General features: G+C 31.7%; 14 protein-coding genes. 4 read left to right on the top strand and 10 right to left on the bottom strand.

Annotated elements, in window-relative coordinates:
- Positions 1–104: 104 nt before the first annotated feature.
- The 4 genes from CLOST_RS05570 to CLOST_RS05555 form a co-directional block, all read right to left on the bottom strand.
- On the bottom strand, positions 105–2,228 hold the full coding sequence (locus tag CLOST_RS05570; protein WP_049779759.1) for a sensor histidine kinase: 2,124 nt from the start codon (positions 2,226–2,228) through the stop codon (positions 105–107).
- A complete protein-coding gene (locus CLOST_RS05565) occupies positions 2,203–2,904 on the bottom strand; it encodes a response regulator transcription factor (RefSeq protein WP_013361288.1) in 702 nt (233 codons plus the stop codon). Before CLOST_RS05565 ends, CLOST_RS05570 begins: the two co-directional genes overlap by 26 nt.
- Before the next feature lie 158 nt (positions 2,905–3,062).
- The gene (locus CLOST_RS05560; RefSeq protein ID WP_013361287.1) at positions 3,063–3,785 is read right to left on the bottom strand and encodes a gamma-glutamyl-gamma-aminobutyrate hydrolase family protein; all 723 of its coding nucleotides are present in this window, start codon (positions 3,783–3,785) and stop codon (positions 3,063–3,065) included.
- Between the two features lie 64 nt (positions 3,786–3,849).
- A complete protein-coding gene (locus CLOST_RS05555; protein WP_049779758.1) occupies positions 3,850–8,142 on the bottom strand; it encodes a 2-hydroxyacyl-CoA dehydratase in 4,293 nt (1,430 codons plus the stop codon).
- A 327-nt stretch (positions 8,143–8,469) separates the two neighbouring features.
- Here CLOST_RS05555 and CLOST_RS05550 point away from each other — a divergent pair, with 327 nt between their 5' ends.
- The 3 genes from CLOST_RS05550 to CLOST_RS05540 all read left to right on the top strand — a co-directional run bounded on the left by CLOST_RS05550 (position 8,470) and on the right by CLOST_RS05540 (position 10,588).
- Positions 8,470–9,087, top strand: a complete 618-nt coding sequence (locus CLOST_RS05550; protein ID WP_013361284.1) for a TetR/AcrR family transcriptional regulator — start codon at positions 8,470–8,472, stop codon at positions 9,085–9,087.
- A 94-nt stretch (positions 9,088–9,181) separates the two neighbouring features.
- Positions 9,182–10,024: a fumarate hydratase gene (locus CLOST_RS05545; RefSeq protein WP_013361283.1), complete on the top strand. Its 843-nt coding sequence runs from the start codon at positions 9,182–9,184 to the stop codon at positions 10,022–10,024.
- A gap of 9 nt (positions 10,025–10,033) precedes the next feature.
- The gene (locus CLOST_RS05540) at positions 10,034–10,588 is read left to right on the top strand and encodes a Fe-S-containing hydro-lyase (RefSeq protein ID WP_013361282.1); all 555 of its coding nucleotides are present in this window, start codon (positions 10,034–10,036) and stop codon (positions 10,586–10,588) included.
- 9 nt (positions 10,589–10,597) lie between these two features.
- Here CLOST_RS05540 and CLOST_RS05535 read toward each other — a convergent pair whose 3' ends face one another.
- The gene (locus tag CLOST_RS05535; protein WP_013361281.1) at positions 10,598–11,032 is read right to left on the bottom strand and encodes a hypothetical protein; all 435 of its coding nucleotides are present in this window, start codon (positions 11,030–11,032) and stop codon (positions 10,598–10,600) included.
- Between the two features lie 230 nt (positions 11,033–11,262).
- Here CLOST_RS05535 and CLOST_RS05530 point away from each other — a divergent pair, with 230 nt between their 5' ends.
- On the top strand, positions 11,263–12,348 hold the full coding sequence (locus CLOST_RS05530) for a glycosyltransferase family 4 protein (RefSeq protein ID WP_013361280.1): 1,086 nt from the start codon (positions 11,263–11,265) through the stop codon (positions 12,346–12,348).
- Between the two features lie 277 nt (positions 12,349–12,625).
- On the opposite strand, the gene CLOST_RS05525 is transcribed toward CLOST_RS05530, so the two are convergent.
- The 5 genes from CLOST_RS05525 to CLOST_RS05510 all read right to left on the bottom strand — a co-directional run bounded on the left by CLOST_RS05525 (position 12,626) and on the right by CLOST_RS05510 (position 16,144).
- The gene (locus CLOST_RS05525; protein ID WP_013361279.1) at positions 12,626–13,006 is read right to left on the bottom strand and encodes a hypothetical protein; all 381 of its coding nucleotides are present in this window, start codon (positions 13,004–13,006) and stop codon (positions 12,626–12,628) included.
- A 9-nt stretch (positions 13,007–13,015) separates the two neighbouring features.
- A complete protein-coding gene (locus tag CLOST_RS05520) occupies positions 13,016–13,396 on the bottom strand; it encodes a cytochrome b5 domain-containing protein (RefSeq protein ID WP_013361278.1) in 381 nt (126 codons plus the stop codon).
- Positions 13,397–13,644: 248 nt separating this feature from the next.
- Entirely contained in the window at positions 13,645–13,788 is a 144-nt protein-coding gene (locus tag CLOST_RS13765; RefSeq protein WP_013361277.1) for a FeoB-associated Cys-rich membrane protein, read from the bottom strand.
- Between the two features lie 10 nt (positions 13,789–13,798).
- Positions 13,799–15,817, bottom strand: coding sequence for a ferrous iron transport protein B (gene feoB / locus CLOST_RS05515; RefSeq protein ID WP_013361276.1), 2,019 nt, complete (start codon positions 15,815–15,817; stop codon positions 13,799–13,801).
- A 42-nt stretch (positions 15,818–15,859) separates the two neighbouring features.
- The gene (locus CLOST_RS05510) at positions 15,860–16,144 is read right to left on the bottom strand and encodes a FeoA family protein (RefSeq protein WP_013361275.1); all 285 of its coding nucleotides are present in this window, start codon (positions 16,142–16,144) and stop codon (positions 15,860–15,862) included.
- Between the last annotated feature and the right edge of the window lie 52 nt (positions 16,145–16,196).

Below are 16,196 nucleotides of genomic sequence, written 5' to 3'. Positions count from 1 at the left end.
TCTTAATCTAATCAAAATAAAAGGTGGTTGAATTTTAATTAAATTCTAACCACCTTTTTATAAATCAATAACTCTAACTTTTGTATTACATTACTATATGGTTATTAGCCTTCTTGCTCGTATTCACTGATTACTTCAAAGCTTATAGCTACTTTGAACAAATCCCCATCTATATAAATGTTAAACTCTCCTCCTTGCAATTCTGTAAAGCTCTTTGCAATTGATAATCCTAATCCTGAGCCATCTGTATTTCTAGATTTATCTCCCCTAACAAATCTTTCAGCAATATCATTTGGATTAAAATTCATCTCATAGGCAGATATATTTTTAAATACAATTAAAACCTTATTCATATTTAAGCTCACATCAATATACACTCTAGAGCTTGGCAAAGAATATTTGAGAATATTGCTTATTAAATTATCAAAGATTCTATAGGTTCTTTTCCCATCTAAATTACATATGATTTTTTGTTCTGAATCAGGAAGCTGAATTTTAAATAATAAACCACTGGCACTTATTTCATTTTCATTTTCAGCGATTGTCTGTCTTAATAGCGATACTAAGTCCAATGATGATTTATTAAAGCTTATATTTCCACTTGCCGCTTTACTTGCTTCAAAAAGATCTTCTATCAGTAAAGTCAGCCTTTGTGATTTCTGCTCTAAAATTTCTATATATTCCTTTTGGGTTTCAGACATATCATTCTCTTTTTTCAATAAATCAATATATGAAATTATAGATGTAAGAGGTGTTTTTAAATCATGAGAAACATTTGAAATAAGCTCTGTTTTAAGATTTTGACTTTTAATTTCTTCATCTACTGCAATTTTAAATCCTTCACTAATACTATTTAGCTTTTCTAATATGGGATTAAAAATCCCAAGATTCAACTCCATATGCTGATTAAAGTTTCCAAGAGAAATCTCATCTGTCACCATATATAATTGTTCTAGCTCGCACATTCTGTCTTTTAGATAACTAAAAATAAACAAAGAGTAAATTATTGCAATGCACATCCCAAGTATAACAGAGCCAAATAGTGAATAACTACCACCCATTCCAAATACAATATAGAGAAAAACAAACGATGTAAAAAAAACAATTATCCATACTATTATAAGATTAATTCCAAGCACAAGCATCAGCTTCCTATTTTTAGTATTTGATATATCAAAGCTTATAAGTTTACTAAAAGTACTATTAAGTTTTTTAAATAGTTTTAAGAAAAACTTTCCTATTAAGCTCTTTTTTATACATGACTCATATATTCCAGAATTAAATACGTTTTTTATATCAGAAACCAAAATATATAAAGCCGTATATAAAAATATAGTCGCTGGTATTCCAATTAAGTAGAAAAAAATATTTGCATCTGAAATTATGGTTTCAAATTTGAGTTTAGGTGAATAGTACCTCGATAAATTATCGTTGAATAAAAGCTCCATTGTAAGTGCAAAGCAAACACCAAAAAGTATATATATCAAACATTTAACTTCAATTGGAATTTTATTCATAGCCTTAATAAAGCTATTATTTTGTTGCCTTAAAGTGTTTGTAAACCCAGCCCAAACTAAGATTAAAAACATAATTATTGAGCCTATTGCTAATATTAAAATCATATAACGTTCCAAATAAAAGTTCTTTATATTATCTTCTAAAGCGCCATTTTTCAAATAAACATCCTTAGGAATCATTAATAAAAGCTCAATTTCTTTTCCTTTTATGTCTTCTCTTGAAGCTAGTAGTCTCTCAAAGGTTATAACTATGTTATCCTCCCAAGCCTCATCCATTGATGATTCCTTAGATATAGCTTGCAGATTTTCATCTAGCTTAATATGGATATAAAAGCTTGATGATTGCTTTGACTTGCTTAGAATCTGATTTGGTAATAAATTTGCATTTGTAACAGGAGTAGCTAGCTCATCTTTAACTTGAAGATAATAGGTAATATCTTTATATTGATTCTTTTGATAAAAATCAAATTCATCTTTTGAAGAATTTCTTTCTAATAAATCCCAAGTCATATTTTCTATATAATTTACAAAGCTTTCGCTTGATTGATAGGTATTAATATATTGATTATCTGGAAAAATTATAGACTTTAATGGATTGTATAAAGCTACAGAAATCAACGCCAACAAAATAATAACCGATATTAGTTTTATTCCAGAATCTGACGCCTTTTGTTTTATTAGTTCTTCACTCTGATTCAAATTTGTATCCAATTCCCCACACCACCTTTAAATATTTTGGTTCTTTAGGATTAATCTCCAGCTTTTCTCTAATCCTTCGAATATGAACAGCTACAGTATCAGGACTGTAGGCTGGCTCATTCCATACTTTTTCATATATTTCATCTATAGAAAATACCTTTCCTGCATTAGACATGAGTAAGTATAAAATCTTATATTCTATTGGAGTTGTTTTAACTGGAGCTCCTAAAACAGATATTTCTTTCCTCTCATCATCAAGAGCAATATCTCCTATCGAAATCAATTTTGAGTTTTTGTCGCTCTCTTTCTTCATAGAAAAATTTACATATCTTCTTAAATTAGAATTTACCCTTGCTATAAGCTCCATTGGATTAAATGGCTTTGTTACATAATCATCTGCCCCTATATTCAGACCTGCTATCTTATCCATATCTTCAGATTTTGCTGAGAGTACAATTATAGGAACTGTGCTACTTTGTCTTATCTTCATTATCGCAGTAAATCCATCCATTACAGGCATCATAACGTCCATTATAATTAGATGAATTACTTCTTTTTCAAAAATATCAATAGCTAGCTGACCATTATGGGCTTTAAAAACACCGTAGTTTTGATTTTTCATATAGATTTCAATGGCATCTGCTATTTGTTTATCGTCTTCAACTATTAATATATTATATGTATACATATGTTCCTCCATAACAAGATATCTTAAGTAAATAATAACATAGAGTTTTTAATATTCTTTTACTATAATTCTTACAAATTTCTTAAGAAATGAAAAAACTTCACAAACCAGTATATTAAATAAACTGATTTGTGAAGTTAAATAGTTTTTATAGACCTTTATTTACATTTCTCGATAAAGAATTCAAAAACCTTTTTTTGCTCCTCATACTCAATATACATAAACTCTGGCTGCCATTGAATTCCCATAGCAAAAGAAGTTCCTGCATATTCTATTGCTTCAATTACTCCATCAGATGCTCGAGCTGAAACAATTAAATCTTTACCTAACTCCTTTATTGCTTGATGGTGAAAGCTGTTTACAAAAATCCTGTCCTGAGCAAATATTTCATACAAATAAGTGCCTTGCTGTATCTCAACTGAGTGAGATTTCTCACTCATGATTGAGCTTTGAAAATGTTTTATATGATTACCTTCTATATAGCTTATGTCCTGATGCAAGGAACCACCAAGAGCAACATTTAATACTTGCAATCCTCTATCGATACCAAGAACTGGAATTCCTCTTTGAATTGCTTTTTTTGTAAGCTCAACATCAAAGAAATCTTTTTTTGTATTAAAGTATCCAAGCTTTTCAAGAGGCTCTTCTCCATAAAACATAGGATTTATGTCTATTCCTCCAGTTAAAATAATCCCATCAACTAAATCTAGATATCTTTCAAATGTTTCCGTGTCGTGAGTGTGAGGAAACAAAATAGTACTTCCTCCTGATTTTTCAATGCTTTTAACATTTTCACTGACTAGGAAGTATCTTTCTTGACCCTTTGTAGGCCCTTCATTGGAAATGATAAAATTTGTGGTAAGTCCAATAAGTGGTTTCATAAACACCATCTCCTTTGATAAATCAATTTATTTTATATATATCCCTCAAATTGATTTATATCCACTAAATTTTAAATCTCACAAATTTTTTAGCTGGTCTTCTTGTATTGATTTGACCTTCATTTATATTTGTGTGCTTTGGATTTAACATATTATCAAATGCTGATGAAAGCATAAGCTTAATTCTATTTAACTGATTAACCTCGCTTGCTCCTGGGTCATAGTCGACAGCAACAATGTTTGCCTCAGGATAAATTCTTTTAAGCTCCTTCATCATTCCTTTGCCAGTAACATGATTAGGAAGACACGCAAATGGTTGCATACAAATTATATTTTCTACACCTTCTTCAATCAGCTCTATCATCTCTCCAGTTAAGAACCAGCCCTCGCCTGTCTGATGCCCTAGTGACATAACTTGCCTAGCTCCTGAGGCTATTTCCTTTATTGTTTTTGGATGATAAAATCTTTTACTGGATTTTAATGCCTCTGTGTAAACATTAATATAGGTTTCAATAAACAATATTAAAGCATCTCCAAGTAGCTTAGATTTGAGGCTCCCACATAAGTAGTTATAATTGAAATCTCTATTGAATGCACAGTAGGATACAAAGTCCATGAGCGCAGGCATAACCGCCTCTGCTCCTTCTCTTTCAACTAAATCCACAACATTATTATTCGCTAATGGATGATATTTTACTAAGATTTCTCCCACTAAACCAACCTTAGGTTTCTTAATATCAGCTAGAGGAAGTTTATCAAAATCTCTTACTATAGCATAGACCGTTCTTCTAAAATCTGTTTTACTAGCGCGCTTAAGCTTACGTTTACATATATCTGACCATTTCTTGTGAAGAGCATTTGCCGAGCCTTCGTTAAGCTCATATGGCCTTGTTCTATAGAGCACATTCATAAATAAATCTCCATATACAATAGCCATAAGGGCTCTATTTAAAAGTGAATACGTCAACTTAAAACCAGAATTTGTTTCTAAACCACTTGCATTTAATGAAATTACAGGAATTTTTTCAAATCCAGCATCTTTAAGAGCTTTTCTTAAAAATCCAATATAATTTGTTGCCCTGCATCCTCCACCAGTCTGCGATATCATTACAGATGTATTATCTAAATCATATTTCCCCGATATAAGCGCTTCAATCAATTGCCCAATTGCAATTATTGCAGGATAGCAAGCATCATTATTAACATATTTTAGACCAACTTCCACAATGTTTTTTGACTCATAAGGAAGTATTACTAAATTATATCCTGAATACTTAAAAGCTTCTTCTAACAGTTCAAAATGCATAGGCGACATCTGCGGCACCAAAATAGTATGTTTTTTCTTCATATCCTTTGTAAATTCAATTCGAGGATAAGATAATTTAGCATCACTTATTTTTATTCCTTTATTCTCTCTTTCTTCGATGGATGCCTTAAGAGAACGCATCCTTATTCTTGCGGCTCCAAGATTATTTCCCTCATCTATTTTTAAGCAGGTGTAAAGCTTACCTCGAGCAGTTAATATTTCCTGTACTTGGTCAGTAGTAACAGCATCTATTCCACATCCAAAGGAATTGAGCTGAACTAATTCCAAATTTTTCTTTCTAGATACATACTCTGCTGCAGCATATAGCCTCGAATGATAAGCCCACTGATCAACAACCCTAAGCGGTCTACTAGTATCAGCAAGATGGGCTATGCTGTCTTCTGTCAATACAGCCATTCCAAGTGAATTAATCATTTCAGGTATTCCATGATTAATTTGAGGATCAATATGATATGGTCTTCCAGCTAAAACTACAGCTTTTATATTCTGCGCTTCAATAAAGTCAAGTGTGTCTTCAGCTACTTTTCTAATTTCAGCTTTAAAATTATTAAGCTCCACAATGCCCAGCTTTGCAGCTCTAGATACTTCATCAGCAGATAAGCCTATAGATGATAATTCAACTATAAGTCTTTTTTCTAACTTTCTATCAGAGTCAAAAGGAATAAATGGATTCATAAATCTTACATTATTTTCTTTTAAATCATCTAAATTTTTGCTTATTACCTCAGGATATGAAACTACTATGGGACAGTTAAAACTATTATCTGCATTTTCATACTCCTTTTTTTCATGAGGTATACTAGGGTAAAATATAAACTTGACCCCTTTTTCAATCAGATTCTTTATATGACCATGCACTAGCTTTGCTGGATAGCAAACAGATTCTGAAGGTATAGTTTCCATTCCTTTTTCAAATATTTCATTTGAAGAGGGATCTGATAATTCAACTTTATATCCTAACTCAGTAAAAAAAGTAAACCAGAATGGATAGTGCTCATACATATTTAGAACTCTTGGTAGTCCTACCATTCCTCTAGGAGCTGATGTAAGTGGTTTATACGAGAATATTTTTTTATATTTGTAATCATATAGGTTTGGCAATACTTTTTGGTTCTCAGAAAATCTATTTCCCTTTTCACATCTATTGCCGGATACAAAATATTTATCATTATTGAACTGACTTATTGTTAATAAACAGCTATTTGAACAACTTCTGCACCTTGTGCTTTTGTTATCAACACTGAAGTTTCTTAACTCTTCTTTTTTTAGGATTTTACTTTGTCCAAAAGTATATTTTTCTTTAGCTATAATTGCGCAGCCAAAAGCGCCCATAATCCCAGATATGTCTGGTCTTATTACTTCTCTTTCTGATAGAAGCTCAAAGCTTCTAAGCACAGCATCATTATAAAAAGTTCCACCTTGAACGACTACCTTAGCTCCTAGTTCCTCAGGAGTCTTTAATTTTATTACTTTATATAGTGCATTTTTTATAACAGAATAACACAGCCCTGAAGCAATATCTCCAACTGTAGCCCCTTCTTTTTGAGCTTGTTTTACTCTTGAATTCATAAAAACTGTACATCTTGAACCTAAATCAACAGGATTTGTTGATTTTATAGAAACATCTACGAAATCTGTAATACTCATCCCAAGTGACTGAGCAAAAGTGTCTAAAAATGAACCACATCCAGATGAGCATGCTTCATTCAATAAAATAGAATCAATGCTAGAATCCTTTATCTTCAGACATTTCATGTCTTGCCCACCGATATCTAAAATAAAGTTAACGCCTGGACAAAAAAATTCTGCTGCCTTGTAATGTGCTATAGTTTCTATTTCACCTATATCAATTCCTAGAGCCGTTTTTATAAGTGCTTCCCCATATCCTGTTACTGCAGATGAAGCTATAGTAGCTGAATCTGGAAGCTCAGAGTATAAATCTTCTAAAAACTCTACTGTAGACATAAGTGGGTTCCCTTTGTTGCTTCCATATCTAGAATATAAAAGTTCTCCTTTATCGCTGATAAGAGCAACCTTTGTAGTAGTAGAACCAGCATCAATTCCTAAATAACAATTTCCTTCATAGAATTTAAGTTCTCTCGTTTTTATCTTATTCTTATCATGTCTTAATTTAAAATCATTATATTCGCTATCTGACTTGAATAACCTTGGCAATCTATTCGATTCATCCAAAGTGCAATCTTGCATGTTTTTAATGTTTCCTAGTAAATTATTTAATTTACAGACCTTGCTTTCATCGGCACATAGTGCAGCGCCTAGGGCTACATAAAGCTGCGAATTCTCAGGAAAAATAACTTGATGTGGTTCAAGGTTAAGGGTACTTATAAATCTATGTCTTAAATGCGACAAAAAGTATAGAGGCCCTCCCAAAAATGCTACATTCCCTCTAATTGGTCTTCCACATGAAAGCCCACCTATTGTTTGAATTACAACTGCTTGGAAAATTGAAGCGGCAATATCTTCTTTTTTCGCTCCCTCATTGAGCAGAGGCTGTACATCTGTTTTGGCAAAAACTCCACAACGTGCAGCTATAGGATATATTCTATTTTGATTGCAAGCAAGCTCATTAAGACCAGAAGCATCTACTTTAAGTAATGATGCCATCTGATCTATAAATGATCCTGTCCCACCAGCACAAGTTCCGTTCATTTTTTGTTCTAATCCACCTGATAAATATGTAATTTTAGCGTCTTCTCCACCTAGTTCAATAGCTACATCTGTATGAGGATGATACCTCTTAATAGCTTTTGTAGATGCTATTACTTCCTGCACAAAATCTATGCCTAGGTAATTAGCAAAGCTAATTCCCCCCGAACCAGATACTACTACTGATAAATCAGTATCCTGTAATATAACATAGGCATCGTTTAGTACGCTGATTAATTTATTTTTTATATCAGCATAATGTCGTTCATATCTGCTGAACAGAATTTCTTCTTTGTAATTTAAAATAACTACCTTAATGGTAGTGGATCCTATATCTACGCCAACACGCAGTAATTTATTCATAATGTTCGCAGCAAATAAGCTACGTTCGCCTCCTTGATAAGATTCCACATTCAATAATACAATCTATGATTGTTAATATGACTGGGAGTCTTGGTGTAATCATAATAAAATCTAAACTTTATCCTGATAAGATTATAGTCCAAAAAAAATTAAAATCAATAAACAAAACTCATCAAAGTGTTGATTATGTAAAAACATTTTAGTTGCTTTATATTACTTAATTTCATTATAATGTTTATATCTATATATTAAGAAAAAATACCCTATATTTTTATAAAATAACAATAGGCTGCAATTATTTTTTTCTTTACAGCCAAGGAGTCTCATATGCGTAGCTTTTATAACGATGAACGAGTGATTAAAACTAAGAAATTAATCAAAACTGCTTTATCTGAATTGATACAAGAAAAAGGCTTTGATCATGTATCAATAACAGATTTGACACAAAGAGCTAATATAAATAGAGGAACATTTTATCTACATTATCAGGATAAATATGATTTATTGGAAAAATTTGAAAACGAAGTTTTAGATGATATCAATACCAATGCTGAAAATTTTATAAAATCCATAAAAGACATTGATTTTTTAGGAGAAGATTTTTCTAATGAAATAAAGCCTTTTATCAATAAGGTTTTTACATATATAAAGGAAAATTACATAATAATGAAAGTAATTTTAGGTCCGAAATCTGATATGAGGTTTCAGAATAAAATAAAGAAAGCTTTAAATATTTTATTGACTGAAAAAGGTTGGGATAATTATTTCGACTCTCAAAATACGTTTGTTTCAAAAAATTATTTTATTTCCTATCTTGTTTCTGCTCATATTGGAGTTATAAGGCAGTGGATAGATAGTGGAATGAATGAATCTGCGGAAAATATGGCTGAAATGATTTCTAAGATGTTCTTTTTAGGACCATTTAATTCTATTAAAAACAAATAGAATTCCAACCATTTGAGTAATTTTGATTGCTAATGGTTTTAAGAAATATTATTATATTCACAATAAAAAAATATTCATATGCGAGGTAATGAATGTGAGAGAAATTAATGTTAGTCTTATCGAAACTACTATAGAGAAAATGTGTATAGATGCTAATTATTATCTGAATAAAGATATAAAGGATGCTCTAGTAAAATCATCACTTGCAGAAGCTTCTCCACTAGGAAAAAGCATCATAAATGACATACTAGAAAATGCAAAGCTAGCAGAGGAAAAAAATGTTCCTATGTGCCAAGATACTGGAATGGCAGTTATTTTCATTACCATAGGACAAGAGGTACATTTTGTTGGAGGAAATTTAACAGAAGCAATAAATAATGGCGTAAGAATGGGATATTCAAAGGGATATCTTAGAAAATCAGTTGTAAAAGATCCATTAAATAGAGTTAATACCAATGATAATACTCCAGCTATAATTCACTATGATATAGTTCCAGGTGATAAAGTAAAAATAACTCTTGCGCCCAAAGGCTTTGGGAGCGAGAATATGTCTAAAACCAAGATGCTGGTTCCTTCTGATGGTATAAATGGAGTAGAAGATTTTATTGTTGAAACAGTATCATTAGCAGGCTCTAATCCATGTCCTCCTATAATCGTAGGTGTTGGAATTGGTGGAACTTTAGAAAAAGCAGCAATTTTAGCAAAAAAAGCTTTAACCTTAGATATAGATAAAACTAATCCAGATGAATATTATAGAGAGATGGAAACTAGATTGCTTAAGAAGATAAACAACTTAGGAATAGGTCCTCAAGGGCTTGGTGGAAATACTACTGCACTTGCTGTAAAAATCCTCACATACCCAACTCATATTGCTGGCCTTCCTGTTGCTGTAAATATTAACTGTCATGCAGCAAGACATATTGAAATTGAATTATAGGAGAAGAAGATGGCTAATAAAATACATATTACTACACCACTAACTGACGAAATTATATCAAATTTAAAATCAGGAGATGAAGTCTTAATTTCAGGAACTATATATACTGCAAGAGATGCCGCCCATAAAAAACTAATTGACTCCATTAACTCTGGTGAAAATCTTCCCTTTGATATTAAAAATACCATAATATATTATGTCGGTCCCTCTCCTAAAAAACCAGGAGATGTAATTGGTTCAGCTGGCCCGACTACCTCATATCGAATGGATGCTTACACTCCTACTCTGCTTGATTTAGGCTTAAAAGGCATGATAGGAAAAGGAAGCAGAAATAAAAATGTAGTAGAATCAATCAAAAAAAATCATGCGGTTTATTTCGCTGCAATCGGAGGTGCTGGTGCCCTTATTTCTAGCACTATCAAATCAAGTGAAGTAATAGCATATGAAGATCTCGGACCTGAAGCAGTTCATAAACTGACTGTTGAAAATTTTCCAGCAATAGTTGTATTAGATTCAAATGGGAATGATTTATATACAATTGAAAGAGAAAAATATAAAAAATAGTATGGGAGATTACTCCCATACTATTACACCATCCTCATCTGTATCGTACTTATCATAATCAACCTCAAAAGATATGCTAAGTTTTTCCTGCAAATCAATTCTCAGATATCTTCTATCCCATGTTTTAGAATAAAATATCAAAGATTTTTCAATATTTATATCTCCATTTACATCTTCATACTCATCATCTAAATACTCCATCTCACTTATTTTAGTTCCGTCTAAAGCAAAAATTTGATAATCTTCATCATCAAAATATTTTAATGATATAAAATTATCATCGTCGCACTCCAGTAAAACTGACTTTGAGAAGGTTATGTTTGAAGAGACTTTATCAAGCTTAACTTTATTATCAATAGTATGTATAATATAGCTATATACTCCCTCTTCATCACAGATAACATCAAGATTAAATTTATCGTTTAAAAATTTACTTATAGTCATAGTTTTTCCTCCTAGGATTTACATTTTAGTATTTCAAATTATTATTATTTCAATATTAATATTAATATATACTTACTTATCTATTATAAAGTATAATTGTTCATATTCCTATAAAATCATGCTCATACTCTATTCGCTATTTTAAAATCTATTTATATACCTAAAAATGTTGATTTTTTATGTAAAGAAATGCTTTAGTTTTAAGATTAATTATAGAAAGAGTGATATAAGTGAAAATTCTACATGTATATGCTCAAAAACCTGACCACACTGGAAGTGGAGTATATATCCAAAATCTGATAAAAAACCTACATTCTCAAGGGATAAGTAATTATTTGATTTGTGCTACTTCAGTGTCAGATGATATCGACAAAGACCTATTACAAGCTCTTGATAAAATTGATGTGATAAATTTCGACACCAAAGACTTGCCTTTTCCAATCCCTGGGATGAGCGATGATATGCCATATAAAAGTTCGATTTACAGTAAACTGTCCAAAGAGGAGCTTAATCTTTGGCAAAATGCATTTTATAACAGTTTGAAAAAAGCAAAAGCATATAAGCCAGATAAAATAATAGTTCATCATTTATGGGGACTTGTTCCGCTCGTTTTAGATAACTTTGACTCTAAATTAGTAACTGCTATTTGCCATGGTACTGATATGAGACAATTAAAGTTATTTAAGCATTTAAACAATACAAACATTGATTTCATAGAAAATATACTTAGTTCAATTCAAAAGCTAAACGATATAGTAGCTTTAAACGATATTCAAAAGCAAGCAATCATAAATAATTATAAAGTAGATTCACATAAAATACGTACCATAGGCTTAGGCTTTAATCCAAAACTTTTTTTCCCTGAAAAACTTCCTAACACTACGAATAATGAATTTGAAATATCTTATGTAGGTAAAATAACTCCCCAAAAAGGAGTTGGTGAATTAATTTCAGCATTTAAGCATCTTCAAGCAAAAAATAAATATAATATGAGATTATCACTAATCGGATCTGCTGATTCTATAAATCTAGATTATTATAAAAGCTTAAGTAAAACACATGAATCTCATATCCACTTCTTAGGTGCTTTGAAGCAACATATTATGGCTCCATACTTGAGAAATTCAAAGGTTTTTGTTCTTCCATCCTATTATGAGGGAGCCTCAACAGTTACTCTAGAGGCTTTAGCGTCAGGAAATAGAATTGTAGTTAATGACATTCCAACTATTAAGCCTTGGATTCCTCAAAAGGCTATAGAATCAGGTCGTGTACTGTTTGTAAATCTACCAAAATTAATTGAAGTAGATAAGCCCTGACCATCTTGTCTAGACAACTATATAGAAGAGCTTAAAGATACTATAGATATACAATTAGAAAAAACCATATCAGATTTAGAGTTTTCATCTAAAGCCGAAAGAGACAGGCTTGAAATATATGAAATATTACAATCGAAATATTCTTGGACTTCAATTTCAAATCAAATTATAAATATTTAATTCAAAAGGGACTGCCAAAAAAGTTTAGAAAATATACTGAAATGCTGAAAATCTGTATATCTTACTATTCTTTTATTTGACGGTCCCTTTATTAAAATCATGAAAGTAACCAAGGATTTAAATAGTGAAGTACAAAGGCTAAAACTATTAAGAGCCCAATAATAATATGAGCTTTTCTAGAAACTTTATTTCTGCTTTTCTTGTAATAAAAACCAACGCCTCCATTAATCACAAGCATTAGTAGCAATATACTTCCTGTATGAAGGATTAATTTTCCTCCAAGCATAATATATCCATGAAATGCTCCTATTGCAATTACAGTAATTCCTATATATGGATGAGCCTTTCTGGCATACTTTAGCATTTTATTATAATTCTTATTTTTTCCTTTTAAATATTTTTTGTTTATCTCTAGAAAAATAGGAAAAAGTAATAATAGTGTTAATAGCAGTACATTTAACCAGATAACCCAAAACATATAAACCTCCTACTCTGCAAGTTTCCCTACCACTGGAACTCTATCGAGCATCTTTACGCCATGAGGAGAAACATTTTTAATTTCATCAGTTAAATCATTCCCTGCTTCAAATCCATTATGATCACCATTTTTCCATTTATCAGAAGCAGAAACATCATACACAATTCCATCAACAGCAACATATGCAGGTTTACCATCTTTTCCGTTATATTGTTTTAGCTCATCAAGAGTAAATATCTTTTCATCTGACACAGTGCTTTCATCTTGCTCACTTGGTTCAGTTACTTCAGGAGTAGTTAAATCTTGAGGCTCGTTTTGCGCACACCCTGAGATTAAAAAAATTGCTACTGCCATGAAGGCAATCACCATAACTAATTTATTTCTACTCATAAACAAAACCTCCTTTCACTTGTATTAATAATTATTCTCAAATTTTCAGAATATAAACAGAGAATTTTTAAGTTATTAATCAATTACTTTCTTAGAAAGCTAATTAAAGCCTTATGAAGTAAAATTTTCTAGCCATCTTAAAACTAAAAAAGCAAGTAGTGAATTAAACTACTTGCTAATCTTAGTATTATATATAAAACATAATTAATATAATATAAATCGATATTTAGTTACTTTATGCTTAAAATCTATTTAAAGTTACAATTACAATTGCTTTTTCCACTTGATGGGCATCCAATACATTTAGCACCGTTTTTTTTCTCGATAACGATTTTTCGTATAGACGCAGTTACAATTAATGCAATTATGATAAACACAATTAGATTTGCCATTATTGACCTCCTAGATAGCCATCGCTAATTTTTCATCTGCCAGTTTGTTTCCTTTTTTCATCAAATATCCTATATAAGAAATCAATAAAGCTACAACTATTAAGCCGGCAGCAAATCCAGTGCCTAGACTACCAGTAGTTATAAAAGTTCCTGCTTGATATGTTATAAATGATACTACATAACCCATACCAAACTGAAAAGCAATCGCAGCTCCAAGCCATTTTTTACTACCAAGCTCAGAGTTCATAGCTCCTATGGCTGCAAAGCATGGTGGAGTAAATAAATTGAACATCAGATATGATAAGGCTGCTACTGAAGTAAGCCCCATTACTTGAGCCACATCAGAGGCTCCTGTAACTAATGCCAATTCCTCTGTGTCAATAAAGTTTGTAATTCCATAAACTACAGCTAGAGTTCCTACGACATTTTCCTTTGCAATAAAACCAGTAATTGCCGCTGCTGCTAATTGCCATGCGCCAAAGCCAAGTGGTATTAATAGAAATGCAAATGGGGAAGCAACAGTTGCTAATATACTTGTACTTTCTGCTCCTTCTGCCACCATTTGAAACTTCCAGTTAAAGCTTTGCATTATTTGTACAGTTGCATTTGAAAGCAGTATAATAGTTCCAGCCTTAACAATAAATGCTTTCCCACTTGATAACATAGATATTGTAGCTCTTTTAATACTCGGTATTCTATATTCAGGCAGCTCCATAATAAAGAAAGCTCTTGCATTCTTCTCTCCTGTTATTCTCACAATAACAAGAGCTCCTACAAATATAATAGCTATACCTACAAAATACATTAACGTCCCAACCCAAGCTGCATCATTAAAAAATGCTCCTGCGAACAATGCAATAACTGGTAGCTTTGCTCCACAAGGCATGAAGCTAGTTAGCATTGCAGTAGTTCTTCTTTGTCTTTCATTTTTTATCGTTCTAGTTGCCATAACTCCTGGAATAGCACAGCCAGTACCTATAACCATAGGAATAATAGACTTTCCAGATAGTCCAACTTTTTTAAAAAATCTATCCATTACCACAGCTACTCTAGCCATATACCCACAATCCTCAAGCAAGGCTAAAAGGAAAAACAGTACCATGATAAGCGGTAAGAAGCCTACAACAGCACCTACTCCTCCTATTATTCCATCGAGTAGAATTGCAGCTAAAAGAGGTGATACCTCATCTCCTAGCATGCTCTCAGCAATAGCGTAAACCGAATCAATCCACCCAACAAGAGTATCAGCAAAAAATGGCCCTACATATGTCTGGGATATTGAAAATACTAACCACATTATAAGTGCAAATATAGGTATGCCTAGCCATTTATGAGCTATTATTCTATCTAAGGAGTCTTGATTAGTTTTCTTATCACTAGCTATAGACTTAATTTCTACTTTACCAACTATATCCTTTACAAACTCATAGCGTTTTTTATCTGATTCTCTAACAGAAGACTCATCTGCCAAATTTACACCCTTGCTGTCAAACGGAGCCTTTTGACCAGTTCCCTTAATTTCAACAGCTTTCGCAATAAGCTTTTCTAACCCATTGTCACTGCCTTGGGTAGATATAGTTTCGATTACAGGGCAGCCTAGTAAAGAAGATAATTTACTTATATCAATTTTAGTTTTTTTCTTTTTTGTTAAATCACTTTTGTTAAGAGCAACTACAACTGGAATATTTAACTCTAGAAGCTGAGTAGTAAAAAACAAGCTCCTGCTTAGATTAGTTGCATCTACTATATTAATAATGGCATCTGGATTTTCATTTTTAACAAAGGTACTAGTAACACTTTCTTCTGAAGTAAAAGGAGACATCGAATATGCTCCTGGTAAATCTACTGCTGTAATATGTAAATTAGACTTATTTAAATTAGGCTTAATATCGCCCTCTTTTTTTTCTATAGTAACTCCTGCCCAGTTACCTACTTTCTCAATCTTTCCTGTAATAGCATTAAACAATGTTGTTTTTCCGCTATTTGGATTTCCTGTCAATGCTATTTTAACTATGTCTTGCCTACTCATTAATGCATCCCTCCTATTATTAATTATATTTATAGAAATAAACTAAATTAAAATTGCTTCTGCTAAATCCTTATCAATACTGTATCTTGCATCCTTTACTGAAATTACATAAATCTCAGCTAACACTGAAACAATAGTAACTGATTCACCTTCATAGCACCCTAAAGTGAATAAAAAATTCTTAATTTCCTCATCATTTGTTTTGATATCTTTTACTATGTAGCTTGTATTTAGTTTTGCCTGGGATAAATTCATTGCCTTTCCTTCCAATCTATCTACTCTATTAAAAAAATTTGGAATTGAAATGTTTCTTAATAAACTTTCCACACTACCCCTCCTTAGAAAATTAGCAATCGTGTTTAATAAACCATACTATTTG

This window comes from Acetoanaerobium sticklandii (genome assembly GCF_000196455.1).
GTDB lineage: Bacteria > Bacillota > Clostridia > Peptostreptococcales > Filifactoraceae > Acetoanaerobium > Acetoanaerobium sticklandii.
Note: the sequence above shows the minus strand (reverse complement) of the source record. Positions and strands in the feature narration are given on the sequence as shown.